26 protein-coding genes are annotated in these 24,857 nt (G+C 39.7%); 19 read left to right on the top strand and 7 right to left on the bottom strand.

Annotated elements, in window-relative coordinates; translation table 11 throughout:
- Nucleotides 1-115: 115 nt before the first annotated feature.
- The 3 genes from rph to RMB03_RS10065 all read right to left on the bottom strand — a co-directional run bounded on the left by rph (nucleotide 116) and on the right by RMB03_RS10065 (nucleotide 3,229).
- Nucleotides 116-832 carry a ribonuclease PH gene (gene rph / locus RMB03_RS10075; RefSeq protein ID WP_005037670.1) on the bottom strand — a complete coding sequence of 239 codons (717 nt, stop codon included), beginning with the start codon at nucleotides 830-832 and terminating at the stop codon, nucleotides 116-118.
- A 174-nt stretch (nucleotides 833-1,006) separates the two neighbouring features.
- Nucleotides 1,007-2,170 (bottom strand): acyl-CoA desaturase, encoded by a 1,164-nt coding sequence (locus RMB03_RS10070; protein WP_209832052.1) that lies wholly within the window; start codon nucleotides 2,168-2,170, stop codon nucleotides 1,007-1,009.
- Nucleotides 2,171-2,203: 33 nt separating this feature from the next.
- Nucleotides 2,204-3,229, bottom strand: coding sequence for a ferredoxin reductase (locus RMB03_RS10065; protein ID WP_311075789.1), 1,026 nt, complete (start codon nucleotides 3,227-3,229; stop codon nucleotides 2,204-2,206).
- Nucleotides 3,230-3,402: 173 nt separating this feature from the next.
- Here RMB03_RS10065 and RMB03_RS10060 point away from each other — a divergent pair, with 173 nt between their 5' ends.
- Together RMB03_RS10060 and RMB03_RS10055 are read left to right on the top strand one after the other, a co-directional pair.
- Nucleotides 3,403-4,041, top strand: a complete 639-nt coding sequence (locus RMB03_RS10060) for a TetR family transcriptional regulator (protein ID WP_003655781.1) — start codon at nucleotides 3,403-3,405, stop codon at nucleotides 4,039-4,041.
- A 137-nt stretch (nucleotides 4,042-4,178) separates the two neighbouring features.
- Nucleotides 4,179-4,826 (top strand): TetR/AcrR family transcriptional regulator, encoded by a 648-nt coding sequence (locus tag RMB03_RS10055; protein WP_005037677.1) that lies wholly within the window; start codon nucleotides 4,179-4,181, stop codon nucleotides 4,824-4,826.
- A gap of 108 nt (nucleotides 4,827-4,934) precedes the next feature.
- Here RMB03_RS10055 and RMB03_RS10050 read toward each other — a convergent pair whose 3' ends face one another.
- The gene (locus RMB03_RS10050) at nucleotides 4,935-5,552 is read right to left on the bottom strand and encodes a thiol:disulfide interchange protein DsbA/DsbL (RefSeq protein WP_002120747.1); all 618 of its coding nucleotides are present in this window, start codon (nucleotides 5,550-5,552) and stop codon (nucleotides 4,935-4,937) included.
- A 180-nt stretch (nucleotides 5,553-5,732) separates the two neighbouring features.
- On the opposite strand from RMB03_RS10050, the gene ubiG reads away from it, so the two are divergent.
- From ubiG to RMB03_RS09990, 12 genes are all read left to right on the top strand, one after another.
- Nucleotides 5,733-6,446, top strand: a complete 714-nt coding sequence (gene ubiG, locus RMB03_RS10045) for a bifunctional 2-polyprenyl-6-hydroxyphenol methylase/3-demethylubiquinol 3-O-methyltransferase UbiG (RefSeq protein ID WP_003655787.1) — start codon at nucleotides 5,733-5,735, stop codon at nucleotides 6,444-6,446.
- The gene (locus RMB03_RS10040) at nucleotides 6,443-7,144 is read left to right on the top strand and encodes an HAD family hydrolase (RefSeq protein ID WP_080758634.1); all 702 of its coding nucleotides are present in this window, start codon (nucleotides 6,443-6,445) and stop codon (nucleotides 7,142-7,144) included. The genes ubiG and RMB03_RS10040 overlap by 4 nt, the downstream gene beginning before the upstream one ends.
- 68 nt (nucleotides 7,145-7,212) lie before the next feature.
- Nucleotides 7,213-7,959: a YciK family oxidoreductase gene (locus tag RMB03_RS10035; RefSeq protein WP_005037682.1), complete on the top strand. Its 747-nt coding sequence runs from the start codon at nucleotides 7,213-7,215 to the stop codon at nucleotides 7,957-7,959.
- A gap of 217 nt (nucleotides 7,960-8,176) precedes the next feature.
- Nucleotides 8,177-8,590, top strand: a complete 414-nt coding sequence (locus RMB03_RS10030; RefSeq protein ID WP_005037684.1) for an RcnB family protein — start codon at nucleotides 8,177-8,179, stop codon at nucleotides 8,588-8,590.
- A gap of 242 nt (nucleotides 8,591-8,832) precedes the next feature.
- Nucleotides 8,833-9,162 carry an RcnB family protein gene (locus tag RMB03_RS10025; RefSeq protein ID WP_004640333.1) on the top strand — a complete coding sequence of 110 codons (330 nt, stop codon included), beginning with the start codon at nucleotides 8,833-8,835 and terminating at the stop codon, nucleotides 9,160-9,162.
- 121 nt (nucleotides 9,163-9,283) lie between these two features.
- Nucleotides 9,284-10,639: an amino-acid N-acetyltransferase gene (gene argA / locus RMB03_RS10020; protein ID WP_311075781.1), complete on the top strand. Its 1,356-nt coding sequence runs from the start codon at nucleotides 9,284-9,286 to the stop codon at nucleotides 10,637-10,639.
- 333 nt (nucleotides 10,640-10,972) lie between these two features.
- Complete coding sequence (locus RMB03_RS10015) at nucleotides 10,973-11,941, top strand: sulfonate ABC transporter substrate-binding protein (RefSeq protein ID WP_311075779.1); 969 nt, start codon at nucleotides 10,973-10,975, stop codon at nucleotides 11,939-11,941.
- A gap of 72 nt (nucleotides 11,942-12,013) precedes the next feature.
- On the top strand, nucleotides 12,014-12,997 hold the full coding sequence (locus RMB03_RS10010; RefSeq protein WP_056484185.1) for a sulfonate ABC transporter substrate-binding protein: 984 nt from the start codon (nucleotides 12,014-12,016) through the stop codon (nucleotides 12,995-12,997).
- A 26-nt stretch (nucleotides 12,998-13,023) separates the two neighbouring features.
- The gene (gene ssuD / locus RMB03_RS10005) at nucleotides 13,024-14,199 is read left to right on the top strand and encodes an FMNH2-dependent alkanesulfonate monooxygenase (protein WP_198078007.1); all 1,176 of its coding nucleotides are present in this window, start codon (nucleotides 13,024-13,026) and stop codon (nucleotides 14,197-14,199) included.
- On the top strand, nucleotides 14,196-14,993 hold the full coding sequence (gene ssuC / locus RMB03_RS10000) for an aliphatic sulfonate ABC transporter permease SsuC (RefSeq protein WP_003655804.1): 798 nt from the start codon (nucleotides 14,196-14,198) through the stop codon (nucleotides 14,991-14,993). Before ssuD ends, ssuC begins: the two co-directional genes overlap by 4 nt.
- 13 nt (nucleotides 14,994-15,006) lie before the next feature.
- On the top strand, nucleotides 15,007-15,807 hold the full coding sequence (locus RMB03_RS09995) for an ABC transporter ATP-binding protein (protein WP_003655806.1): 801 nt from the start codon (nucleotides 15,007-15,009) through the stop codon (nucleotides 15,805-15,807).
- 259 nt (nucleotides 15,808-16,066) lie between these two features.
- Complete coding sequence (locus RMB03_RS09990; RefSeq protein ID WP_003655809.1) at nucleotides 16,067-16,687, top strand: TetR family transcriptional regulator C-terminal domain-containing protein; 621 nt, start codon at nucleotides 16,067-16,069, stop codon at nucleotides 16,685-16,687.
- 36 nt (nucleotides 16,688-16,723) lie between these two features.
- On the opposite strand, the gene RMB03_RS09985 is transcribed toward RMB03_RS09990, so the two are convergent.
- Together RMB03_RS09985 and RMB03_RS09980 are read right to left on the bottom strand one after the other, a co-directional pair.
- The gene (locus RMB03_RS09985) at nucleotides 16,724-17,290 is read right to left on the bottom strand and encodes a hypothetical protein (protein ID WP_004640319.1); all 567 of its coding nucleotides are present in this window, start codon (nucleotides 17,288-17,290) and stop codon (nucleotides 16,724-16,726) included.
- Nucleotides 17,291-17,371: 81 nt separating this feature from the next.
- Nucleotides 17,372-18,505 carry a TDT family transporter gene (locus RMB03_RS09980; RefSeq protein WP_311075773.1) on the bottom strand — a complete coding sequence of 378 codons (1,134 nt, stop codon included), beginning with the start codon at nucleotides 18,503-18,505 and terminating at the stop codon, nucleotides 17,372-17,374.
- 208 nt (nucleotides 18,506-18,713) lie between these two features.
- Between RMB03_RS09980 and ribF the strand changes: the two genes are divergently transcribed.
- The 5 genes from ribF (at nucleotide 18,714) to RMB03_RS09955 (ending at nucleotide 24,302) form a co-directional block, all read left to right on the top strand.
- Complete coding sequence (gene ribF / locus RMB03_RS09975; protein ID WP_311075771.1) at nucleotides 18,714-19,715, top strand: bifunctional riboflavin kinase/FAD synthetase; 1,002 nt, start codon at nucleotides 18,714-18,716, stop codon at nucleotides 19,713-19,715.
- 61 nt (nucleotides 19,716-19,776) lie between these two features.
- Nucleotides 19,777-22,614: an isoleucine--tRNA ligase gene (gene ileS / locus RMB03_RS09970; RefSeq protein WP_311075769.1), complete on the top strand. Its 2,838-nt coding sequence runs from the start codon at nucleotides 19,777-19,779 to the stop codon at nucleotides 22,612-22,614.
- Nucleotides 22,607-23,137, top strand: a complete 531-nt coding sequence (gene lspA, locus RMB03_RS09965; RefSeq protein WP_311075767.1) for a signal peptidase II — start codon at nucleotides 22,607-22,609, stop codon at nucleotides 23,135-23,137. The genes ileS and lspA overlap by 8 nt, the downstream gene beginning before the upstream one ends.
- A 1-nt stretch (nucleotide 23,138) precedes the next feature.
- Complete coding sequence (locus RMB03_RS09960; RefSeq protein WP_004640310.1) at nucleotides 23,139-23,621, top strand: peptidylprolyl isomerase; 483 nt, start codon at nucleotides 23,139-23,141, stop codon at nucleotides 23,619-23,621.
- 138 nt (nucleotides 23,622-23,759) lie between these two features.
- On the top strand, nucleotides 23,760-24,302 hold the full coding sequence (locus RMB03_RS09955) for an NAD(P)H-dependent oxidoreductase (RefSeq protein ID WP_311075764.1): 543 nt from the start codon (nucleotides 23,760-23,762) through the stop codon (nucleotides 24,300-24,302).
- A 46-nt stretch (nucleotides 24,303-24,348) separates the two neighbouring features.
- On the opposite strand, the gene RMB03_RS09950 is transcribed toward RMB03_RS09955, so the two are convergent.
- Nucleotides 24,349-24,660, bottom strand: a complete 312-nt coding sequence (locus RMB03_RS09950) for an ankyrin repeat domain-containing protein (protein WP_309953604.1) — start codon at nucleotides 24,658-24,660, stop codon at nucleotides 24,349-24,351.
- Between the last annotated feature and the right edge of the window lie 197 nt (nucleotides 24,661-24,857).

Raw genomic sequence — 24,857 nt, 5'->3', positions numbered from 1 at the left:
TAAATGCGAACTACTAATAAAGCGTAAAAGTGACAGGCACGTGATGTTTTTATGTCGATTTGATGAAGGCATAAAAAAACGCATCCGAAGATGCGTTTTTTTAGGAAGTTTAAAATTACCAGCCTAAAGCTTCTTGTTGCTTTTTAACTAGCTCGGCAATTCCTTTTTCAGCCATTTCTAACATGGCATTGCTTTGTGCGCGAGTAAACGGTTTGTCTTCAGCAGTACCTTGAATTTCAATGAATTCACCTGCTTGTGTCATTACTACATTTAAGTCAGTTTGACAGTTCGAATCTTCTTCATAGCAAAGATCAAGCAATACTTCGTCTTGATACATACCCACAGAAATTGCAGCAACTAATCCTTTAAGCGGATCATGCTTAATTTTCTTTTGAGACAATAAAACATTCATAGCATCAACCAATGCTACAGCCGCGCCAGTAATTGATGCAGTACGTGTACCACCATCTGCCTGAATCACATCACAGTCGATGGTAATCGTGTTTTCGCCAAGCTTTTTCAAATCGACCATAGCACGTAAGCTACGACCAATCAGACGTTGGATTTCCTGTGTCCGGCCCGACTGTTTACCACGCGCTGCTTCACGGTCACAACGTGAGTGTGTTGAGCGCGGTAACATGCCATATTCAGCAGTGACCCAGCCCTGTCCTTTTCCTTTTAAAAACCGTGGAACCGAATTATCGATACTTGCAGTACAAAGGACTTTGGTGTGACCAAACTCAACCAGAACTGAACCTTCTGCGTAACGGGTATAGTTACGTGTGATTTTTACTTCACGTAACTGGTCTAATTCACGTTGGTCAATACGCATAATCCTTCCTAACTTCTCTTAAATACAAATCTGGGCATAGTATAGCAAAGGATTTTGACAGGTTGAGTTTATTCCCTACTTTCAAATGTAAGTCTGCACTTTTAATGACTCAAAAATAAAAATAGCCCCTTAAAAGGAGCTATTTGGAATACCTTAAACAATGCTCTATCTTTATTAAGCAGTTTTGCCAAACATGCCTTTTACCGCCTCAACAAAGGTCCGCTTGGTCGCCACTAAACGATCAACCACATTGTCAGGCAAAGAGTGAACAGCCAGACGTTTATACACACTCAAAATTTGAGATCCAAAGGGCGCGGTATTGTACTGTTGACCGAACTCTGCACAAACTTCACGTACTTTAGGTGCCATCTCTTGATAGCGGTTGGCAGGTACATCAGGAAACAAGTGATGTTCGATTTGATGACTCAAGTTACCACTCAAGAAATGCATGATTTTACCGCCAGTAAAGTTTGCTGAACCACGAATCTGACGCAAGTACCACTCTGCTTTAGTTTCATTATCAATATTGTCAGTGATAATTTCAGAGTCTTCTGTGAAATGACCACAATAAATCACGGTCGATGCCCAGTAGTTCCGAATCAAGTTAGCAAAAAAGTTACCAGCCAATACTGGCAAGAACATTGGTCCTGCAATTAGTGGGAATAGCACATAATCTTTACCAAACTGACGTACCATTTTTTTACGTAGATTTTTAGATTCTACATACACTTCTTTCCAAGTTTTGGTGCCATCAAACAACACTTTTTCCATCTCTAGACGTTGCAAAGCCAGTAGCCATTCAAAACCCGTTGACAATACAAAACCCATTGGCACGTTGAATAAAAAACGAGGTTCCCACTTTTGCTCACGGCTCATGCGCATTACACCATAACCGCTAATATCATGATCCATGCCAAACACATTGGTATAGGTATGATGCTTATAGTTATGGGTATATTTCCAGTCTTCACCCGTACACACTGTATCCCAGTCATAGGTTGCACCGTTAAGCGTTGGATCATTTAACCAGTCAAACTGACCATGCATCACATTATGACCGAGTTCCATGTTTTCAACGATTTTAGATACGCCTAGCATAGCCGTACCCAACAACCATACTGGTGGAATCCAACCACCAAACATCAACATGCCACGTGATGCAATTTCGGTGTAGCGTACAAAATTACGTACTTTGTAAATATATTTTGAATCTTTTTCACCGAGATCTTTCATCACTTCAAGACGAATTTCTTCAATACGGCGACCAAAAGCTTCTGTTTGCTCTGGGGTTAAATGTGCCGATTTTGATGTTGCTTTAAGTTCTACTGCCATATTCATAATGGTATCCTCAAATCTCTTTTATGTTTGTTTTTATAGATCAATCGTGACTGGGCTAAGGGCTTGGTTCACGCATAACTTAATTGCACGATTTGGTTGATCGTCAATTTCACCTGTTAAGATATTCTGGGTGACACCACTGACTTTGGTACACGTACATTGGTTGCATACACCCATACGGCAACCATGCTGTGGACGTAAACCAGCTTGCTCTGCACTGCTTAATAACGTTGTCGTGGCAAGAAAGTTTTGTTGCGAACGACGGAATATGATTGGTTGTGCTTCATTAGACTGTTCGATTTGAACAGGCATGAAAAACTCTTGATGGAAGTTTTCCAACACATCATGTTGCTTATAAATATCTTGTGCCTGACGCATCATGCCGTGATGACCACATGCATACATTTGTAGGTCTTTAAAGTTCGGGACCAGTTTCGTCAACAATTTCGCATCTAAATGCTGCTTTTGCTCAGTGGTATTAAAAAAATGATATTGAAGCTCTGGATGCTTTTCTGCCAACGCTTTTAATTCAGCATGAAAAATTTCTGCGCGATTAAAGTAAATGACATGAATCTGTTCAAGCTGCTGTTTCAACGCTTGCTGCAATAATGAATAAATTGCAGTAATGCCACTACCTGACGCAATTAAAATCGCAGGTTGCTGGCCTTGGTGCAAAGTAAAATCACCTTGTGGCTGTGAAATCTCAATGCACTCTCCAACATGTAATAGTTGAGCTGCACTAGACACTAAGCCCTGTACTTTAATACCTAAAGAGATTTCACCTTCATTCGTTACTTCAATAATTGAATAACTACGCTGGTGGTAAACCCCATCTATAAGTAGGGTCAATAAAATACTTTGTCCAGCACATACCTGATCGAATTTAAAATTACGATTCGGTTTTAGCTTGATAAGCACCATATCGGTATGAAGAGACTGAACTGCGGTAACTTCCGCAAGTACGCGTTTCCAAGCCCAAGTCACGTTAATTTTTTGCAAAACAAAATCAACGAAATCTTCTCGAACCAAATGTGGCTGATAACTAAGTGTTGCGTTCATACGTTCCTCTTTTGTATCTGGCTATTTATTTGAGTGAACACATGTTCGTATAGTGAACATATGTACACTATATTTATAACTGTTCACTCAGTCAACACTTGTTCACTATTTTTTTTATGAAAGTTTGCTCTTTTTTGTTAGACTCTGGCTCACGGTTTAAATAGGTTCTTTTAATGTCGATACGGGATGAACGAAAACAGCAAAGTCGTCAGGCACTCCTTGATGCAGCCTTGCATCTGAGCACGTCTGGGCGTTCGTTCAGTAGTATCAGTTTGCGTGAAGTTGCACGTGAAGTTGGTTTGGTACCGACAGCGTTCTATCGTCATTTTCAAGACATGGATGAACTTGGTAAAGAACTGGTTGATCAAGTCGCACTACACTTAAAAAGTGTTTTACATCAATTGGGTCAAAGTTATTTACAACATAAATCTACGAAAACTCAGACCAGCATTGAGCTATTTGTTCAGGCGGTAAATCATAGCCCTAAGCAGTGGCAATTTATGATTTCCGAACGTTGGGGAGGTTCAGAAACGGTTCGTGCAGCAATTGCCCGAGAAATCGAATTTCTGATTGAAGATTTAACAACCGATCTTACCAAACTCGAAAATTTCAAACATATTCAACAACCTCAAGACTTAAATGTCTTGTCTACTATTTTGACCAACATGTCATTTACGTGGGCAATGACGTGGCTCAACCTATCTAAACAATATCAAGACGAGCAGCTCAAACAGCAACAAACCGCCTTTATCGAAAATGCCTCTACACAAGTTCGCTTACTCTTTAGAGGGATTGCAAACTGGGAACGGTAAAAGCGGCAAATGACAAAAAACAGGTTATGTGGTAATACGTAAAGAGAGAAAGAAAAAGGCTAAAAATTTCGAGAAAAGTCTTTTTCTTTTTACAGGAAGTAAATTATTAGTTAGGCCAAACTGGTGTGGGAATACCTATGAATCTTGATCGTCATACACAGTTTTTGATGCGTAAAGAAAAAATTCTGAGCGTGGCAGAAAAATTGTTACTAGAAAACAATCAGGAAATTACTCTAGATGAGTTAGTGGCCGAGCTGGATATTGCTAAAGGCACACTTTATAAGCATTTTAGAAGCAAAAATGAGCTTCTACTTGAGTTAATTATTCAAAATGAAAAGCAAATTTTAGAAATTTCTAAAAAATATAATACAGATTTCAAAGAGTATGCTCCTCATTACATGCTTCACCATTTGCTTACGCCTGGAAAAACGATTCTATTGCATCAACTTGAAGAAAATCTGACGATGACAGAGTCTAAGTTGAAGCATCTTTTCGAAGAACTTTATGAAATCCGCCAACAGCGCATTTTAGCTATTAAAGATATTACGGAAAATTATTTAAAATCATTAAATTATGATATGTCGATTCGTGATTATTTATCTTATATCTGGTCACTGACTTATGGCGCATCATTGCTTTTAAATTCTACGTATTACCAGCGTTCTATTGGTTCTCGCCAAAAATTAATTAATTTATATATTAATCAAGCCTTATCGCTACCAACCCAAACAGTTAATTTTGATGTTTTAAATTTTCAAATTGAAGATGAAAACCCAAAAAATTAATTGAAATATTTCGTGATAATTAACAAAAATTTGAACATCGATATAAATTTTAATTGAATAAAAATGGGCTTCAGATGAAGCCCATTTTTGAAGTAAAGCCTAAACAACTTATTTTGCTTTACGTTCTTTCTCAATTAAATAATTAAGAACTTGAGTGACTTTACCATCTTCACCCTGCACGACATATTTACCATTAACTACAACCGCAGGAACACCTGTTAATTGGTACTGTTGAGCAAGTTTATTTGACTCAGCAACTTTTGCAGTCACAGCAAATGAGTTGTAAGTACTATTAAATTTCTGTTCAGGCACGCCATAACGAGTAAAGAACTTAGCCGCAGAAGCCTGATCAAAAATTTGTTGACCGTTCACCTGAATCGCATGGAACAATGGTAAATGCGTGCGCTTACGTACACCTAATGCTTCAGATGTATAATATGTACGTGCCCCTTGTTCCCACATTTTATTCATTGCAGCTGGTGTACGTACAAAACGCACATCTTTAGGAATCTGTTTTAACCACGTTTGCATATGCGGTTCAAGTTTAAAACAGTGTGGACATCCATACCAAAAGAACTCTCGAACTTCGATTTTCCCAGGGACTTCCACTTTGCCAGGATTGGCAATCACGGTGTAGTCTTTACCAGCAACAAAATCTGCTGCCATTGCACTACCCGATACGGCCATAATTGCTGCACTCAAACCACCCAAAACCAATTTTTTCATTGCTACAGCTTTTCCTCTAAGTTGTTATGCATTAGCTTATGCCCTAAATATAAAACAAATATGCTAAATTCGTTTTGCTTCTGTGAAGTTTTTTATTGGGTTTATCGCTTTTTTCCCAATAATCGCTACACTAACGGCGAACTACATCCAAAAAGATAACTCAAGTTTAGAGGTAGCACCATGTCGCAATTGAATGTTGATTTACAAGAAATCGCAAAGTTTGAAGCACTTGCTGCCAAATGGTGGGATCAACATTCTGAATTTCGCCCACTTCATCAAATTAATCCACTACGTTTAAACTGGATTGATGAACGTGTAGGCGGTCTTGCTGGAAAAAAAGTACTTGATGTCGGCTGTGGTGGTGGTATTTTGGCCGAGAGCATGGCACGTCGTGGCGCAGATGTACTCGGTATTGATATGGGTGAAGCACCGCTAGCTGTAGGCCGTTTGCATGCTCAACAAGACAATGTTCAAAATATTGAATATCGCCAAATTCCTGTAGAAGAATTAGCACAAGAACAAGCAGGTCAATACGATGTGGTGACTTGCATGGAAATGATGGAACACGTTCCAGATCCTGCATCTATTGTAAGAGCTTGTCAGGCTTTGGTTAAACCGGGCGGCCATGTGTTCTTTTCAACCATTAACCGTAACCCAAAATCTTATTTATTTGCCATTATTGGTGCAGAATACGTACTACGCATGTTGCCAAAAGGTACACATGATTATCATAAATTTATTCGCCCATCTGAAATGGCACATGACATTCGTAATGCAGGCCTTACTTTAAAAGAAATGACTGGACTGCACTACAACCCGCTTACCAAGCATTACTGGTTAGCGCCAAATGTTGACGTTAACTATATGGTTCACACGATAAATACAGGTGCATGATGAAAGCTGTTTTATTTGATTTAGACGGTACTCTTATTGATACAGCTGCCGACTTCATTCGTATTATTCAGCAAATGTGCCGTGATGAAAGACGTCCGGTTGTTGATGCCGACCTCATTCGCACTCAGGTTTCTGAGGGTGCACGTGCGATGGTTAAATTGGTCTATCCAGAGCTGGATGTGACCAATCCGATTTTCTTGGCACATCGCCAAAACTTTTTAGACATTTACGGCAATAACATTGTGGTCGATACAGACCTGTTTGAAGGCATGTATCCGCTTCTAGAAGCGTTAGAAGCTAAAGAAATTCCGTGGGGTATTGTGACTAATAAACCTCGTGGTTTAAGCGAGTCTCTCTTAGAGAAGTTAAATCTGACCGAACGCTGTGCGGTTTTGGTATGTCCTGAAGATGTCAGTAAAACTAAACCGGACCCTGAACCAATGTATTTGGCGGCTAAACAGTTAAATATCCCAGCAAATGAAATTATTTATGTGGGCGACCACCCACGTGATATTGATGCTGGGCGATATGCCAATATGTATACTATTTTGGCTGCATATGGCTATTTACCAATCGAACATCGTGATGATCTCGCTGCATGGCAGGCCGATTCGATTGTAAATACGGTGACAGAATTACACGATATGTTACGTCAAAAGCTTCCTGCTCTACAGGAAAATCAGCGTATGATAAGTTAACATAAGAGTTTTATAGGCTTTTTTAACAGTTATTCGTTTTATCAATATAAAAAGAAGGAGGTTTACCAATGAAATATTCAGAATACCAACCTCGTCCGGATCTACTCAAAGATCGAATTATTTTAATTACCGGTGCTGGCGATGGAATTGGCCGAGCTGCAGCTCTGACTTATGCCCTACATGGCGCAACCGTTGTACTGCATGGTAGAACATTAAATAAACTAGAAGTTATTTATGATGAAATTGAAAGTCTAGGTGCACCGCAACCAGCAATTTTACCATTACAGCTTTCGAGCGCTTCTGACCGTGATTATGATTTTTTAGTCGATACCCTTGAGAAACAGTTTGGGCGTCTTGACGGTATTTTGCATAATGCAGGTATTTTAGGTGAACGCGTTGAGCTGGCACATTATCCATCGGAAGTATGGGATGATGTCATGGCAGTTAACTTACGCGCCCCTTTTGCATTAACTCAAGCGCTATTACCACTTTTGCAGAAATCAGAAAATGCCTCTGTCGTATTTACCAGCTCTGGCGTAGGCCGTGAAGCACGTGCTTTATGGGGTGCATATTCTGTCTCAAAAATTGCAATTGAAGCGGTCAGCAAAATTTTTGCAGCGGAGAATACTTATCCAAATATCCGCTTTAACTGCATTAATCCAGGCGCGACACGTACTGCAATGCGTGCTAAAGCCTATCCACAAGAAGATCCGAAAACACTACCTACACCAGAGTCGATCTTGCCTGCTTATCTCTATTTAATGGGTGAAGACAGCTTGGCGCTCAATGGTCAAAGTATCGATGCACAGGATTAAAAAGTTAAAGATGAAAAGCTAAAGAAAATTACAGCCGATCATCAAATCTGGCTTGCCTATACCTGAAAAGATATATACAAGCCTTTTTTATTATTGATAAAAACTCTTGATCTATCCGTAATTTTAATTGAACCATTAAATGATCTTCACAGTTTCTCTGCATTTTGCGCGTAGAGTATTCAACATGAGAGACATCAGATGTAAACGAGGGTGCATCATGAAAAAGTTGTTCACAATCTTAACCCTTTCCATAGCCGTACTCACTACAAGTATGGCGAGCTTTGCTGATCCTCCTTTTGACCGAGGCCATGGCCACAAAGGTCCTAAAGGTGGAGGACCACGCGGTGAATGGAACGATCGTGGGCCAGGATTTGGACGTGATCATGATGAAGATCGTGTCCGTGACGAACGCCGTATGCGCGAGGAACGTGGTTTTGAACGGCTTAAACAGCATCGCTGGCAGCCTGGCTATGTCATGCCACAGCACTATCGTGGTAATGGCTACAAAGTCGACTATAAAGACAGTAACTTGCCGAAACCAGGCCGCAGTCAACAATGGTACAAAATCAATAATGACTATATTTTAGTCGACACTGATTCTAATAGTATTGTTAGTATTCGTGGTTTTTAAAACGATAGATCCTCGCTATCGCTGAATAAAAAAGGATAAAGCCTCTGGGTTTTATCCTTTTTTTATTACTTATATATTTTAAAAATAAAAAGATTTTTTATAGTCTTACACTTCGTATTTTCTTAATTTCTTCTTATTTCATCGTTAGTTTTCACATTTATTCTTCGTAGCCTCCACGATTTATCTGTAATTGTTCACTAATCTTTAGTTATTGAAATTTAATTCCTTATTTGAGGTTTACGATGAAAAAACTAACAACAGCAATTGTTCTTTCACTCAGTGGTTTAGTTGCAACAACAGCAATGGCAGCACCTAACGATCATAATCACCATGGCAATTACCAAAACCATGAAGTAAAAACAGTTAAAGTGATTAAAAAAGATGACCATCGCAATGTATGGCGAGCAGGTCAGGTTGTACCCCGTGAATATCAACACTCACGTTACGTGATTGACTATCGTCAACATCAGAAATTAACTAAACCGGGTCGCTACCAGAAATGGTACAAAGTGAACGGAAATTATGTGCTGGTAAATGAACAAAGCCACAAAATCATTAGAGTTGTTCACTAATTCTAAAATTCTTTAAACACCCAAACTCTGATTTGGGTGTTTTTTTATCTAAAACATGCGGCTTTAATCTTTTTTGTTTAGAATCATCTCTATATCTTTTTGCTGTTGATTCGAGATCGGTATGCCAAGCAAGTCTTTAGAAAAGTCGCATAATAACACCCAGCATTATGTACACTGGTTTCGACACTCAGCGCCCTACATTAATGCTCACCGCGATAAAACATTCGTATTGATGTTTGGTGGTGAAGCAGTCCGTCATCCTAATTTCGAACATATCATTCACGATATTGCTTTATTACACTCTCTTGGTATCCGTTTAATTCTCGTGCACGGCGCACGTCCGCAAATTAATCAAAATCTTAAAGAAAAAGGAATTGAAACCCCTTTTTATGACAACTGCCGCATTACTACACGTGAATCTTTAGGCTGTGTCATGAGTGCCGTAGGTTCCATTCGCCTAGAAATTGAAGCATTGCTTTCTATGGGCTTAGCGAACTCTCCAATGTACGGCGCTCGAATAGATGTGATATCGGGTAATTTTGTGACTGCTAAACCTTATGGCATTCGTGATGGAATGGATTTCCAGCTCACAGGTGAAGTTCGCTCTATTGATACCGATGCGATTGATCGACACCTCGATAATCATAATATTGTGCTACTGGGACCAACAGGTTATTCCACTACAGGCGAAGTATTTAACTTAAGAGCAGAAGAAGTTGCGACCAAAACTGCAACTTATTTAAAAGCAGATAAACTCATTTTTCTTGGGGAACAACAAGGGCTTCTTAATGAGGATGAACAAATATTACGTGAGTTAAGCCCACATCAACTCGACTACTATATTCAACAATACCAAACTATTAGTCCGACACTCACTTTACATTTGCAACAAGCCAAAAAAGCGTCTTTATCTGGCGTACATCGCGTACATCTTATTTCATATGCCTATGATGGCGCTCTTCTTCAAGAGTTATTTACTCGAGATGGTATAGGGACCATGATTACCGATGCACATTATGAAGAGGTTCGTACAGCCCATATCCAAGATGTGGGTGGTTTAATGAATTTATTACGCCCTTTAGAAGAAGAAGGCATCTTGGTTTATCGTTCACGTGAACGTCTGGAGCAAGAAATCAGCCAGTTTGCTGTCATTGAACGCGACGGTATGATTCTAGCGTGTGCTGCACTTTATCCAATTCCGACTGAATTTAACGAAACTCGTTCTGCAGAAATTGCCTGTGTTGCCGTACATCCAAGTTATCGTAAATCAAACCGTGGTAGCCAAATTCTGCAATTCCTTGAAGAAAAAGCCAGAGAACAAGGTATTCGTCAATTATTCGTTTTAACAACGCGTACCGCTCACTGGTTTTTAGAACATGGTTTCCATCAAGTCAGTGTTGATGAGTTACCAAATGCCCGTCAGGCACTTTATAACTATCAAAGGAATTCTTTAGTGTTTAAAAAGCTGCTCCCTTAGCCTTTGCTCTTTTTAAGATATTCTTATTTCAGATAAGCTTAGTTAAAAAAGTACAACCATAAATGCTATTAATTTATGGTTGTACTTTTTTTAAATCTCTATTTTTAATGTTTTAATATTTTTTATTTTATTTACATCAACTTACTCACAATTCATTAAATATATTTCCTTTAGATAAATCACTTTTTTGCATAAGTTTATAGCCTATTGTTTTTAGCTTTTTTTTGCATAAATAAAGACCGAATACTTATTTTTTCTGAAATAAAAATCCCTTTAGGGTATCTGCTCATCCAATTATTTTTTCTTTTTCTCTTTCGGGGAGCACGAAATCTCATGGCACTTTTCAACACCACTTCATGGGCAAAATATTCAGTCATCGCAGCCAGCCTTACAGGAGTGATGATGCTAAGTGGTTGTGCCAAAAAAGAGGAACAAGCCACCACAACTTTAAATATTGGCTATCAAAAATATGGCATCCTTCCTATTTTAAAGGCCCGTGGTGACCTAGAAAAAGTACTAAAAGATCAAGGCGTGCAAGTAAAATGGGTTGAGTTTCCTGCTGGCCCTCAATTGCTTGAAGGTCTAAATGTAGGGAGTGTTTCACTTGGTGAAGCAGGTGAAGCACCACCCATCTTTGCTCAAGCTGCCAATCCAAATTTAGTCTATGTCGCAAACCAACCCGCTGCCCCAAAAGCAGAAGCACTATTGGTACAAAAAGACTCTCCAATCCACTCTATTAAAGATTTAAAAGGCAAACGTGTTGCTCTTAATAAAGGTTCGAATGTTCATTACCTATTATTAAAAGTTCTAGAGGCCAACAACTTAAGCTTAAGTGATATTCAACCAGTTTATTTACCGCCATCAGACGCACGTGCTGCATTTGAAAAGGGTGCAGTAGATGCATGGGTCATTTGGGATCCGTTCTTTGCAGCAGCTGAACATCAAATTCAAGCTCGAGTTTTAGCAACAGGTGAAAATTTAGTAAGCAATCATCAGTTCTATTTAGCTGACCGTAAGTTTGCAGAAAACAATCCGAAAGTTCTCAACACAGTTGTACAGACACTTAATCAGACAACTGAATGGGTCAGCACACATCAAGATGAAGCTGCCAAGCTACTCGAAAAACCTACAGCACTTGAGTTTGATGTACTCAAAACCTCCATTTCACGTATGGGTTTTGGAGTTCAGCCAATCTCTGACAAGGTGGCACAAGAACAACAACAAGTAGCTGATGCCTTTTATGCGCAAAAGCTCATTCCTAACAAGCTCACCATTCAAGATGCCATTTTAAAACTGAAATAAACCCAGCTTGGGCACAGCTTAAATAATCATATAAATGCTGTGCCTGACCTCAAGGGGAACAAGGATATCAATATGCAACATCAGTCATTTTTCAATAAAAGTCAGTGGGTCCAGTTAGCTAAACGAATTAGCGCAGTCACTGTACTAGGTTTAACAATTGCAGCGCCAGCTTGGGCAATTGATCCAACTGTGAAAGAACTTCGTATTGGTTTTCAAAAAAGCTCTATTAATTTTGCGATTGCCAAACAGCAAAAATTATTTGAACAAGAATTTCCAAATGCCAAAGTTACTTGGAATGAGTTCCCTGCTGGCCCACAAATTTTAGAAGCTTTAGCTGTCGGTTCACTTGATGTTGGAGTCACTGGAGATACCCCACCAGTCTACGCACAAGCAGCTGGCAAGCCTTTATATTACATTGCTTATGAAGCGGCTAAACCGCTGGCATCGGCAATTTTAGTTCCTAAAAACTCACAACTGAAACAGCTTAAAGACCTTAAAGGCAAACGTATTGCGCTGCAAAAAGGTTCCAGTTCACACTATTTACTTGTACAAGCCGTACGTAAAGCAGGCCTAAACTGGAGCGACATTACTCCAATTTGGCTTACTCCTGCCGATGCTCGCGCTGCATTCCAAAAAGGTGCCGTTGATGCATGGGCAATTTGGGACCCTTACTTCGCTTCAGCACAACTAGAAGACCAAGCCCGTGTTCTTGCATCAGGTAAAGGCTTAAGCCCGAATTATACCTTTTACTTAGCAGCTCCAGATTTTGTTAAACAACATCCGAAAGCGGTTTCCGGACTCATCAAACAAATCAATCAAGCTGACAAATGGGTTCAAAGCCATCAAGCAGAAACGGCAAGTGCTATTGGTCAAAGTACAGGCCTTAAGCCTGCGACCAGTGACTTATTCATTAAACGTCGTCCACGCCCATCATCGGCAGCGCCACTCAACAGCAAAGTTATTGCTGAGCAACAGCAGCTCGCAGACATTTTTACCCAACAAGGCATCATTCCAAAACCAATCAGCATCAAACAAGCTGTTTGGATTGCCAAGTAATTTCAATAGACATATAGGTAATGCACATGAAAATTTTCTGGTTTATTCCTACCCACGGTGATAGTCGCTATTTAGGTACAAGTAAAGGCGCTCGTCAGGTTGACCATGCCTATATGAAGCAAATTGCTGTGGCAGTAGATAATTTAGGTTATGAAGGCGTACTTATTCCAACGGGTCGTTCATGTGAAGACCCATGGATTGTAGCGGCTAGCCTCATTGACGCAACTCAACACCTTAAGTTTTTAGTTGCGTTACGTCCGGGTGTAACCACACCAGCTTTGGCAGCACGTATGGCTGCAACATTCGACCGTTTATCGAATGGTCGCGTGTTACTCAACCTAGTGACTGGTGGTGATGAAGCTGAACTTCGCGGTGATGGATTATATGAAGATCACTCAACACGTTATCAAACAGCCAATGAATATGTAAAAATCTGGCGTGAAATTTTGACGCGTTCACATACGGGTGAAGCATTTACCTTTCACGGCGAACGTTTACAAGTTGATGATGCAAAACTGCTTTACCCACCTGTTCAAAAGCCTTATCCACCACTTTGGTTTGGCGGTTCTTCAGACGTCGCTGTCGACTTGGCCGCTGAGCAAGTCGATACGTACCTCACGTGGGGTGAGCCACCAGAAGCAGTCAAACAAAAGATCGAACATGTCCGTGCCAAAGCTGAGGCTAAAGGCCGTAAATTAACTTATGGTATTCGCTTACATGTCATTGTTCGCGAAACCAATGAACAAGCATGGGCAGCAGCTAACGAACTTATCCAATATCTTGATGATGCGACCATTGCTGCCGCACAGAAAAAATTTGCACAAATGGACTCTGTCGGTCAACAACGTATGGCAGCTCTTCACGGCGGTAACCGCGACAAGCTTGAAGTATCTCCAAATCTCTGGGCAGGTATTGGCTTAGTCCGTGGCGGTGCGGGTACAGCACTTGTAGGTGACCCTGAAACAGTCGCTGCCCGTATTCAGGAATATGCTGACTTAGGTATTGATACCTTTATTTTCTCGGGCTACCCGCACCTTGAAGAGTCAATCCGTTTTGCAGAGTTAGTATTCCCTCTACTACCAATCGAAACCCGAGCGAAACTTGCTCAGCCAAATCTAACTGGTCCCTTCGGTGAGATTATTGCCAACAACTATGTTCCCGACGAGAAGAAGCAAAATAGTTCCGTCAAGGAGCCTGCATGAGTAAAGATGAAAGTATTGTTTCACGTGGAACAAAACAAATCGGGCAGCATTTGCTGCCTTGGATTTTCCCGATCATCCTATTGATTGTCTGGCAAATTGCATCGAGTTCTGGTCTTTTAGAAAGCCGTATTTTGCCGGCACCCACGGCAGTCATTTCCGCTTTTTGGCACTTACTCGTTAGCGGAGAATTATGGCATCACGTTAAGGTCAGTGCAGGTCGCGCTTTGCTTGGGCTTTTAATTGGGGGCGGATTGGGTTTGCTATTGGGTTTACTTAATGGCTCTTCTCGATTTGCATCTACCCTACTCGATACAACCTTGCAAATGATTCGTAACATCCCAGCATTAGCACTTATTCCACTCGTTATCTTGTGGTTCGGTATTGATGAAACAGCAAAATTATTTTTAGTTGCAGTAGGTGTTTTTTTCCCAATTTATATCAACACCTATCACGGTATCCGGTCAGTTGACCCTCAATTGATTGAGATGGGTAAAAGCTACGGACTTTCTCGCTGGCAACTTTACAAAGAAATTATTCTTCCAGGTGCGATGCCTTCTATTTTAGTCGGTTTACGCTTTGCTTTGGGTCTGGTTTGGGTATTGCTGATTGTTGCTGAAACCATTTCTGCTCAAGCAGGTATTGGTTATATGACCATGAATGCACGTGAGTTTTTACAAACAGATGTGGTACTGGTCGGTATTCTTCTTTACGCCTTACTAGGCAAACTGGCAGATGTCTTAGCACAGATTTTAGAGCGCTATTTACTACGTTGGCACTCTGGATATCAGAAATAAGGGAGCTTAAAACATGACAAATCTGAATTTAAATATTAATCAGAATGACGTGCAGCTCATTCCTGAAGAGCCAACAGAATCACAAGAGCCTACGTTAGGCGCAGAGATTCTGATTGAGCAGCTGTATAAATTTTATGGTGAGGTTAAGGTTCTTGAAGATCTTGACTTACACATCCAACCTGGTGAATTTTTAGCAATTGTTGGTCGAAGTGGCTGTGGTAAAAGCACCTTACTACGTTTAATTGCCCAACTTGAAAAAGCCAGTTTTGGAGAAATTAAATTTAAGTCTGCTCGCCATTTGCGTGAAGGCATTACCAATGATGATATTCGAGTTATGTTCCAAGATCCTCGTTTACTTCCTTGGAGAAATATTCTTCAAAATGTTCAACTTGGACTACCAAAATCGCAACATGCTTTAGCTGAAGAGTTACTAGAAAAAGTTGGTTTAAAAGAAAAATCAGGACAATGGCCTTCACAACTCTCTGGTGGCCAGCGACAACGTACAGCTTTAGCACGCGCACTGTCACATACGCCACGCATTTTGTTGTTAGATGAGCCTTTGGGTGCATTAGATGCCCTAACCCGTCTTGAGATGCAAAGCTTGATTGAGCGCTTGTGGAAAGAGCAAGGTTTTACTGCCATTTTAGTGACACATGATGTAAGTGAAGCAGTGCAATTAGCTGACCGTATTATCTTATTAGATAAAGGTCAGATTGCTCAAAGTTTCCAAGTTAATTTGCCACGCCCACGCAAAAAGAGCATTAGTTTTGCCCAACTTGAGCAACAAGTACTCGATGCTGTTTTGGCAACTTAGGTTTGCAATGAGTAATAAGAACCGTTCAACCGAAAAATGCCCAATTTACGAGCAATAAAGCTGCTGTTTTATTGCTCTTTTTTAGGGCGAAATTTTAAAAATATTTTTAAGAATAACAATAAACTAGTTAAATTCTTTATTTTTTGCACAATAGTATATCTATTACGCAAATAACTAGCCGTTTTTTGATTAAAAAAGCAAGACACCTGTGCACAAATCAAACAATTTCCCTTACAATGGGAATATTATTTTTTTAATTATGCAGCAGATGGAACAAAAAAAGAGTACCCAAAAGCGCAATCAGCTTCTTGCTGCCGCCCTTGACGTATTTTCGGTCTATGGGTTCACTGGCGCAAGTCTGGATGAAATTGCCCAACTCGCCGACATGCATAAGTCGAATATTTTCTATTACTACGAAAATAAAGAGTCTTTATATGTAGAAGTGCTCACAACTGTTTTACAAAAATGGTTGGCTCCCTTACAAACATTAGAATCTGAATTAGAACCAGCCGAAGCCTTATCTCACTATTTAATACAAAAAATCGAACTGTCTCGTAGCCAACCGAAAGCATCTAGATTGTTTGCATTAGAAATAATTCAAGGCGCTCCGCATATTTTACCTATTCTCAAAGGACCATTAAAAAAACTATTTAAGCGTAAAGCTAAAGTCATTCAGACTTGGCAAGAAGAAGGAAAGATTTCACCAGATATCGATCCAGAATTATTAATTTTAAACATTTGGGGCCTTACGCAAAACTATGCAGATTTTGCAACCCAAATGGAAATGGTGACCGGAAAAACTCTTCGTAACCGAAGCATGTTCCAACGCTCAATTGAGCACACAGTACACCTGATGCTCTACGGCGTATTGCCTCGTTAAAACCCAAAAAAGATCGGCAAACTTGCCGATCTTTTTTTAGAAATGATTTTGATAAAGGGCCAAAAGTTTTTGGGCACCTAATAATAAATTTTCTTCCCAATCTAGATGTGCAGTGTCATCTGCTCCATCAGTAATATACTTCACCGAAATCAAGCGAACTCCTAGCTTATGGCAGACTTTGGCTAAGGCATACCCTTCCATATCCACCACATCACAAGCTACTTTTGGCTGGCCTGTTTCAAATGAATCGCCAGTACCACAAATCCCCTTTGGCAAATCAGCAAAATGTGGTTGAAGGTGAATTTCAGCTGGCAAGTGATCATCTAACGGCGTTACACCTACTTCAAACCCTAACGGTGAAACATCCATATCACGTTGTACAAAAGTCTTCACCTCGACCAAATCATGTCGATTAAAAGCAGAGCTTCCTGCTGTACCCAAATTAATTAAAGTTTTACACCCTGTTTTTTGAATAACCTCAAATGCTTTAAAAGCAGCATTAATCTTGCCAATACCACTGTAATGGACTTCAACACCTGCCTGTTCAAATAAACCTTTAGATTCATTAGGAAGTGCCATAATTAAAGCAATATCAGTGTTCATTCAAAAAGCTCAAATCAAAATTAAATAAAATTAGAAAATAAGTATAAATCAGGTGCAAAAGCTTTTTGCACCTTTTCATAATCACTGCATTTTTTGTTGTAAAGCGATTAAGCATGGAGAAAAGAACAGTTGACCACTATATGCTCCTGCTAGCGTTTTCTTCATTACAACGCCCCACATCGTCAATAATAGAATACTCAATGCCACAGCAACGTATTGTAAAAATACAATTTCAACCTGATGTCCTAAATTAAATAGCGCCAGAATAAATACACCTAATGGAAAGGTTAAGCCCCACCAACCTAAGTTGAATGGAATACCTGTCTTTGCATGACGAAGCGTTGTTAAGATTGCTAGACCAAGCCACCATAACCCGAAACCTAAAAGCACCAGACTGCCCACGATTCCTAAAGCTTGAAAGACATTCGCGAATTGGTCAAATCCTACATTTGGCGCCACTCTTTGTGCCTGTTGCCCTAGCAACAATAATCCTAAAGCACCTGTACCAATCGGACCTAAAGAGAGCCAGCTAGAAATAGCGACTTCTTTTTCAGGTAACTGATGTAAAGCCATACGCAACATTAAAATTGTCAAAATAGCGAATGCCGGTAAAACAGAAATTCCCCAGAGTACATAACCAGCCAGTAATAAATGAAAGCTATGCAAATCTGCTGGTAAATGAGCTACTAACATTCCCGCAGAGCTTGCAGCCACCTCACAGGCAACCACAGGTAAAAGCCAGATTGCAGTCATAGTATGTAACTGATGGTTCTGACGGCTAAACATGCAAAACGGCACAATCCACGCAATTGCTAGAGCTAAAAATACATCGATGTACCATAAAGCTTGGGCAATATGGATTGCCACTTCACCGTAAAGCCCAATACCAAAGCTTAAGAAACCATTTAGTATAGTAGCTAACCCCATCGGAATAGCACCTAAAAACAAGCTCATATTTGGATGCTTAAATATTTGCTTCGCTTCATGAGGGAAAAGCAACCACCGTAATAAATAGAGACCTGAAAAAACACTAAATAGGACAATATTAAATTGCCATAACCAGGTTGCTAGCATGAATAAAAATGATTGAGCAAAAGGAAGCTGAATTAAAATCATACTTACCACACCAGTACCCATAGTCGCTGTAAACCAATTTGGGGTAAAATGTCGTATAACATCTTTGCTTTGATTTAATTGGTAAAAGGGTTTTTTCATCTTAATTCTCTAATCAAAGAGTGGATGAAAATATAGTAGAGCAAATAATCAATAAGAAAAACTGATTTATTTTTATTTAATTCATCAATATTTTAAATATAAAGAATATTCATATTGAAAAATAACTGAGTAAAAACACAACAACAAGACGAATCTGTGAGATTATGGCAATATATAGCCCTTGCAAAAATAGCCATATTTTAAGTTCATGAAACTGCTTCGTCTTAATGCGTTATCGCCCAATTTTCAGTTACCACCAACAGCGGTAACTATTGGTAATTTTGATGGTGTCCATTTAGGTCACCAAGCGATGATTGCTCAACTCAAAAAAATTGCTGCAGCACAAGGCTTAAAAACATTGGTCATGATTTTTGAGCCACAACCTCTTGAGTTCTTTCAAGGCTACGATGCTCCTCCTCGTATTAATTCATTACGGGAAAAAGTCGAATATCTAGCCGAACTTGGAGTAGATTACATTGCGGTTGCTAAATTTGATCAACACTTTCGAAGCATGAGTGCTACTGAATTTGCCGATTTATTAAAAGACAAATTAAACGCACAAGCTTTGGTTTTAGGTGATGATTTCCATTTCGGCAAAGACCGTCAAGGCAATAGCGAATTTTTAAAAGATTACGGATTTGGGGTCACCAACTTACATACCATTGAACTCGAAGGTGAACGTGTAAGTTCAACTCGTATTCGTCAGGTACTTCAGGTAGGAAATCTTGCCTTAGCCGCTAAATTATTAGGCCGTCCATACAGTATTACTGGACGTGTTCAATATGGTGACCAGATTGGACGAACTCTCGATTTTCCAACCATTAACGTTCGCCTCAACCGCCATAAACCTTGTTTAAATGGCATTTATGGGGTTGAAGTCATTTGCGAAACAACTTCGTTAACTCAAAAAGTACTTCAGGACGCACCTGAAAAACCAGGAATTGCCGGATATCATGAAAACAGCCTATATGGCGCGGGTCATGTTGGTACACGTCCAGCTATTCAGCAAGAACATCCAGAGTGGAGATTAGAGGTACATTTCCCTGATGTTTCTGCTAATCTGTATGGCTTATTTATGCGGGTGACTTTTCTTCACTATCTTCATGGTGAATTGAACTACCCTTCGCTTGAAGCACTTAAGGCAGGAATTGATAATGACGTGCATCAGTTACGACAATATCGTAACGACACGACACAATTTCCTTTTTAATTCGAATTTTGATTGTAAAACATGTCGGCTCCCAAGCTGATTAAACTGGATGAAAACTTGCATGAGCGATAAGCAAACTCCTGAGAATGCAGTGGACTACAAAGCCACGCTAAACCTGCCAGATACTCAATTTGCAATGAAAGCAAATTTGGCAGTACGTGAAGTGAAATGGTTAGAAGAGTGGTATACCGACAACATTTATCAGCAGATTCGTGCATCGCGTATTGGCAAGAAAAAATATATTTTGCATGATGGCCCTCCATATGCGAACGGTACAATTCACTTAGGCCATGCGGTCAACAAAGTACTCAAAGACGTTATTGTAAAAAGCCGTACTCTGTCAGGTTTCGATGCGCCTTATGTACCGGGCTGGGACTGTCATGGTTTGCCAATCGAACTAAAAGTTGAAGAAAAAGTAGGTAAAGTTGGCGAAAAAGTTGACGCGGCTACTTTTCGTAAACTTTGCCGTGAATACGCACTAAAACAAATTGATTTACAGCGTAATGACTTTAAACGTCTAGGTATTTTAGGTGACTGGGATAATCCTTATCTCACCATGAACTATAAACAAGAAGCCGATATCGTTCGTGCTTTAGGTTTAATTCAAAAAAATGGTCATATCCAGCCGGGCTTAAAGCCAGTGAACTGGTGTATGGACTGTGGTTCGGCGCTTGCTGAAGCTGAAGTTGAATACGAAGATAAAAAATCTGACGCAATTGATGTTGGTTTTGGTGTTGTCGATCTAAAAGACTTAAGTACTCGTTTAAATGTAGACGTTCAAGATCCAACTGATATTGTGATCTGGACCACTACACCATGGACATTGCCTGCGAACCAAGCCGTTGCTTTGCACGCCGAAATTGAATATCAATTGGTACAAGTGACTACTGAGCGTGGTAAGCAAAACTTCATTCTTGCTAAAGACCTTGTTGCTTCAGCAATTGAACGCTATAAACTTGAAAATCCAGTAGTTTTAGCAGACTTTACTGGTAGCAAACTTGAAAACCTTACATTACAACATCCTTTACTTACCGATCGTCAAGTTCCGGTGATTTTAGGTGAACACGTTATTGCAACAAGTGGTACAGGTGCAGTACATACCGCTCCTGGCCATGGTGCAGACGACTATAAAGTAGGTCTTCAATATAACCTTACAGTAGATAATCCAGTGGGTGGTAATGGTGTTTATTTACCAACTGCTCCAATCTATGCTGGTGAGCACATCTATAAAGCCAATCCAAAGATTATCGAAGCTTTGGGTGCTGTAGGCCGTTTATGGGCACATCAACCAATCAAACACAGTTACCCGCACTGCTGGCGTCATAAAACCCCTATTATTTTCCGTGCAACCCCTCAATGGTTTATTAGCATGGATCAAAAGGGTTTACGTGAAGGTGCCATTAATGCAATTGAAAACGATATCGAGTTTGTACCGAACTGGGGTAAAAACCGTATCGAATCAATGATTGAAGGACGTCCAGATTGGTGTATCTCACGTCAACGTACTTGGGGTGTGCCAATTCCATTCTTCGTGCATAAAGATACGAACGAATTACACCCTCGTACACCTGAATTAATCGAAGAAGTTGCTAAACTTATCGAACAAGAAGGTATCGAAGCATGGTTCAAACGTGATGCGAAAGACTTCATTGGTGAAGATGCTGAACAATATAATGCTATTCGCGATACCCTCGATGTATGGTTCGATTCTGGTACAACGCATTACGCTGTACTTGAACAACGTGAAGATCTAGAAAGTCCTGCCGATTTATATTTAGAAGGTTCAGACCAACACCGTGGTTGGTTCCAGTCTTCTTTATTAACTTCTATGGCAATTCACAATCGTGCACCATACAAAGCATTGTTAACACATGGCTTTACGGTTGATGAAAATGGTCGTAAGTTATCGAAATCTTTAGGCAACTATATTCCGCTTGAAGAAATCATCAAACAGCTTGGTGCTGATGGTTTACGCTTATATGTAGCTTCTAGTGACTATCGCTATGAAATCGCGGCATCTAAAGAAATCTTTAGCCGTGTAAGTGATAGCTACCGTCGTATTCGTAATACATTACGTTTCTTGCTTGCTAACTTAAATGGTTTCAAACCAAGCACAGATGCTTTGGCAGTAGATGACCTCATCGCTCTCGACCAATACATCTTGCAGCGTGCGAATGAAGTACAACAAACGATTATCACTGCCTATGAAGAAATGAACTTCCATGTGGTGTGTAGTGCGTTAACAAGCTTCTGTATTAATGACTTAGGTGGTTTCTACCTAGACATTATCAAAGATCGTCAGTACACCACTAAAGCAGATTCTCAGGCACGTCGTTCTGCACAAACAGCGCTTTACCATATTGTCCAAGCATTTATCCGTTGGATGAGCCCAATCTTAAGCTTCACCGCTCAAGAAGCTTGGCCACTCATTCCAGAACAAACTGAAAAGTATGTATTTACTTCAGAATGGTACGACTTGCCGGTTCCATCAAAAGCAAACTTGCTTTCTGAAGAAGATTGGCAAACATTGATTAGCGTAAAATCTGCAGTAAATAAACAGATTGAAGCAGCGCGTAACGCTAAACTTGTCGGCAGTAATCTTTCAGCCAAAGTTGAACTTTGGGCAAATGAATCATTACAAACAGTTTTAAACCAACTGGCTGATGAACTCCGTTTTGTTCTTATTACTTCGGAAGTAGTAGTACATCCATTTGCTGAACAAGGTGAAGCAACTGAAATGGAAGGCTTACGTGTACAAATATCTGCAGCTGAAGGTGAAAAATGCGCACGTTGCTGGCATGTCCTTCCAGATGTAAATACACATGCCGATCATCCTGGTTTATGTGGTCGTTGTATTGTGAACGTCACTGGTCGTGGCGAAGTGAGAAAATATGCCTAATTCACAAGCTAAAAAAGGCTTATTCCTGTTTTATCCACACAACCTAATTTGGCTTGGACTTTCTGTCCTTGCCATTGTGTTGGATCAATGGACAAAATGGATTGCAAGTACACATCTGAACTACGCGGATCCATTACCTGTGCTTCCATTTTTAAACTGGACACTATTACATAACTATGGTGCAGCTTTTAGCTTTTTATCTGATGCAGGAGGATGGCAACGCTATTTCTTCACATCTTTAGCAGGCTTAGTTTCAGTTCTTTTTGTATTTTGGTTGCTTCGTATGCCTAAAAAAATGGTGGTGCTCCCTGTAGCCATCGCTTTAATTTTAGGTGGAGCATTAGGCAATTTAATTGATCGTATTACTTTGGGCTATGTGGTCGATTTCATTCATGTCTATTACCAAAATCATCACTTTCCAGCTTTTAATATTGCGGACAGTGCCATTACCCTAGGTACCATCTTGCTACTCATCGATACATTCTTCCTTGAGAAGCAACGTAACCAAAATTCGGATGCATAATATGACCGAAATTATCCAACCTAACGAAGAAATTCGTATTACAGACGGCTCTAAAGTCGATCTACACTTTTCTGTTGCTATTGAAAATGGTGTAGAAATCGATAATACACGTAACCGTGAAGAACCAGTTACTCTTACTATTGGTGACGGAAATCTTTTACCAGGTTTTGAAAAAGCATTATTTGGTTTACGTGCAGGTGATCGTCGTACGGTACATCTTCCGCCAGAAGATGCATTTGGCCCATGGAATCCAGAAAACATTCAAACTTTCGATACGGTTAAGTTTGAACAACGCCCTATTCCTGGCCATATGATTGAGTTTGAAGATAAGGCAAAAACAACCTTATTCGGTGTAGTGAAGTCGGTTAATGACGACATTACAGAAATTGATTTTAATCACCCGTTAGCAGGGAAAAACATTACCTTTGAAGTAGAAATATTCAAGGTAACGCCCGAAGGCCAACAAGGTATTAAACTCATGTAAATAAAAAAGCCCTCTAAATGAGGGCTTTTTTATTATTCAATTTTTTATTGATGACATAAGAATCCTTACAAATTCTATATTCTCTCCCACCTATATAATGAATTAAGTTATAAGTATAAAAATCCTTGGGAAACATACATGCTGGTCTATATTATCGTAGGAAGTGTTCGTGAAGGACGTACAGCAATTAAAGTTGCCGATTGGCTAGAAACCACAATTCCAACATTGGATCTAAACGATTTCCAAACTGAAGTCGTCGATTTAAAAGAATGGGATTTACCTCTTTTTTCAGGCTCTCACCCACCCGCCACTGGAATTTATGATCAACCTAAACAACAAGAATGGGCAAACAAAATTGCTCAAGCAGATGCTTTTATCTTTATTAGCCCAGAATACAACCATGGTTACAGTCCAGCCTTAAAAAATGCTCTCGACTATGTTGGTAAAGAATGGAGCGATAAACCTGCTGCATTTATTGGTTATGGTTCAACTAATGGCTCTCGCTCTATTAGCCAAATACGTCAAGTCACCTCAAGTTTAAGTATTGTTGACCCGAATGCTGTGATAGAGATACGAGATATATTTAAACGTAATAAAGATGAAAAATTCGAAGCTAATGAATTTGAAGTAAAAGGACTTCAATCAATTGTTGAAAAACTACAGAAATATCATTTAGCTTAAAAACAAAAGGCCTCTAATTAAATAAAAGAGGCCTTTATTTATAGTTTCATAAACTCTTTAAGTAATTCACTATATCTATATTACTAGCCATTTCTGCAAGCTGTAGTGCTGTGTATTCACTCTTATAATCGACAAGAGCTCCCTTTTCGACTAATAGTTTAACCACCTCTAGATGATCATTCTCGGCAGCTGCTTGTAGAGCACTATAGCCGTCATCATCTGTCTGATTAGGATCTTGTCCTTCTAAAAGTAATTGCTCTACTTCATCTAGATCGCCTAAAGAAGCCCAATAGACCAATTCGGGGAGAGAGAGTTCTTCATCGTCTTCAGGTATTGAAGAGAAGGAATTAATTTTCACGTAAACACCTAAATATAAGAAACTTCATCGTTATTATATTCATAGAACACAGCTAGTATACAAATCTGATTTTGAATCAGTATTTTTATTCTACTTTTCCTTTAATTCCTAAAGCTTTATTTTCGTCATTTAATTCAGACATAAAAAAACACCCTCAACTGTAAAGTTGAGGGTGTTTAGAATAATGAGCTGGCGAT

The organism is Acinetobacter sp. V91_7 (assembly GCF_031799075.1).
Lineage (GTDB): Bacteria > Pseudomonadota > Gammaproteobacteria > Pseudomonadales > Moraxellaceae > Acinetobacter > Acinetobacter calcoaceticus.
This window is presented reverse-complemented; position numbering and strand designations above follow the sequence as displayed.

Coding starts and splice junctions, on each gene's coding strand:
- rph (WP_005037670.1), bottom strand. CDS start 832: ATGCGTATTGACCAACGTGAATTAGACCAGTTACGTGAAGTAAAAATC.
- RMB03_RS10070 (WP_209832052.1), bottom strand. CDS start 2,170: ATGAATATGGCAGTAGAACTTAAAGCAACATCAAAATCGGCACATTTA.
- RMB03_RS10065 (WP_311075789.1), bottom strand. CDS start 3,229: ATGAACGCAACACTTAGTTATCAGCCACATTTGGTTCGAGAAGATTTC.
- RMB03_RS10060 (WP_003655781.1), top strand. CDS start 3,403: ATGTCGATACGGGATGAACGAAAACAGCAAAGTCGTCAGGCACTCCTT.
- RMB03_RS10055 (WP_005037677.1), top strand. CDS start 4,179: ATGAATCTTGATCGTCATACACAGTTTTTGATGCGTAAAGAAAAAATT.
- RMB03_RS10050 (WP_002120747.1), bottom strand. CDS start 5,552: ATGAAAAAATTGGTTTTGGGTGGTTTGAGTGCAGCAATTATGGCCGTA.
- ubiG (WP_003655787.1), top strand. CDS start 5,733: ATGTCGCAATTGAATGTTGATTTACAAGAAATCGCAAAGTTTGAAGCA.
- RMB03_RS10040 (WP_080758634.1), top strand. CDS start 6,443: ATGATGAAAGCTGTTTTATTTGATTTAGACGGTACTCTTATTGATACA.
- RMB03_RS10035 (WP_005037682.1), top strand. CDS start 7,213: ATGAAATATTCAGAATACCAACCTCGTCCGGATCTACTCAAAGATCGA.
- RMB03_RS10030 (WP_005037684.1), top strand. CDS start 8,177: ATGAAAAAGTTGTTCACAATCTTAACCCTTTCCATAGCCGTACTCACT.
- RMB03_RS10025 (WP_004640333.1), top strand. CDS start 8,833: ATGAAAAAACTAACAACAGCAATTGTTCTTTCACTCAGTGGTTTAGTT.
- argA (WP_311075781.1), top strand. CDS start 9,284: ATGCCAAGCAAGTCTTTAGAAAAGTCGCATAATAACACCCAGCATTAT.
- RMB03_RS10015 (WP_311075779.1), top strand. CDS start 10,973: ATGGCACTTTTCAACACCACTTCATGGGCAAAATATTCAGTCATCGCA.
- RMB03_RS10010 (WP_056484185.1), top strand. CDS start 12,014: ATGCAACATCAGTCATTTTTCAATAAAAGTCAGTGGGTCCAGTTAGCT.
- ssuD (WP_198078007.1), top strand. CDS start 13,024: ATGAAAATTTTCTGGTTTATTCCTACCCACGGTGATAGTCGCTATTTA.
- ssuC (WP_003655804.1), top strand. CDS start 14,196: ATGAGTAAAGATGAAAGTATTGTTTCACGTGGAACAAAACAAATCGGG.
- RMB03_RS09995 (WP_003655806.1), top strand. CDS start 15,007: ATGACAAATCTGAATTTAAATATTAATCAGAATGACGTGCAGCTCATT.
- RMB03_RS09990 (WP_003655809.1), top strand. CDS start 16,067: ATGCAGCAGATGGAACAAAAAAAGAGTACCCAAAAGCGCAATCAGCTT.
- RMB03_RS09985 (WP_004640319.1), bottom strand. CDS start 17,290: ATGAACACTGATATTGCTTTAATTATGGCACTTCCTAATGAATCTAAA.
- RMB03_RS09980 (WP_311075773.1), bottom strand. CDS start 18,505: ATGAAAAAACCCTTTTACCAATTAAATCAAAGCAAAGATGTTATACGA.
- ribF (WP_311075771.1), top strand. CDS start 18,714: ATGAAACTGCTTCGTCTTAATGCGTTATCGCCCAATTTTCAGTTACCA.
- ileS (WP_311075769.1), top strand. CDS start 19,777: ATGAGCGATAAGCAAACTCCTGAGAATGCAGTGGACTACAAAGCCACG.
- lspA (WP_311075767.1), top strand. CDS start 22,607: ATGCCTAATTCACAAGCTAAAAAAGGCTTATTCCTGTTTTATCCACAC.
- RMB03_RS09960 (WP_004640310.1), top strand. CDS start 23,139: ATGACCGAAATTATCCAACCTAACGAAGAAATTCGTATTACAGACGGC.
- RMB03_RS09955 (WP_311075764.1), top strand. CDS start 23,760: ATGCTGGTCTATATTATCGTAGGAAGTGTTCGTGAAGGACGTACAGCA.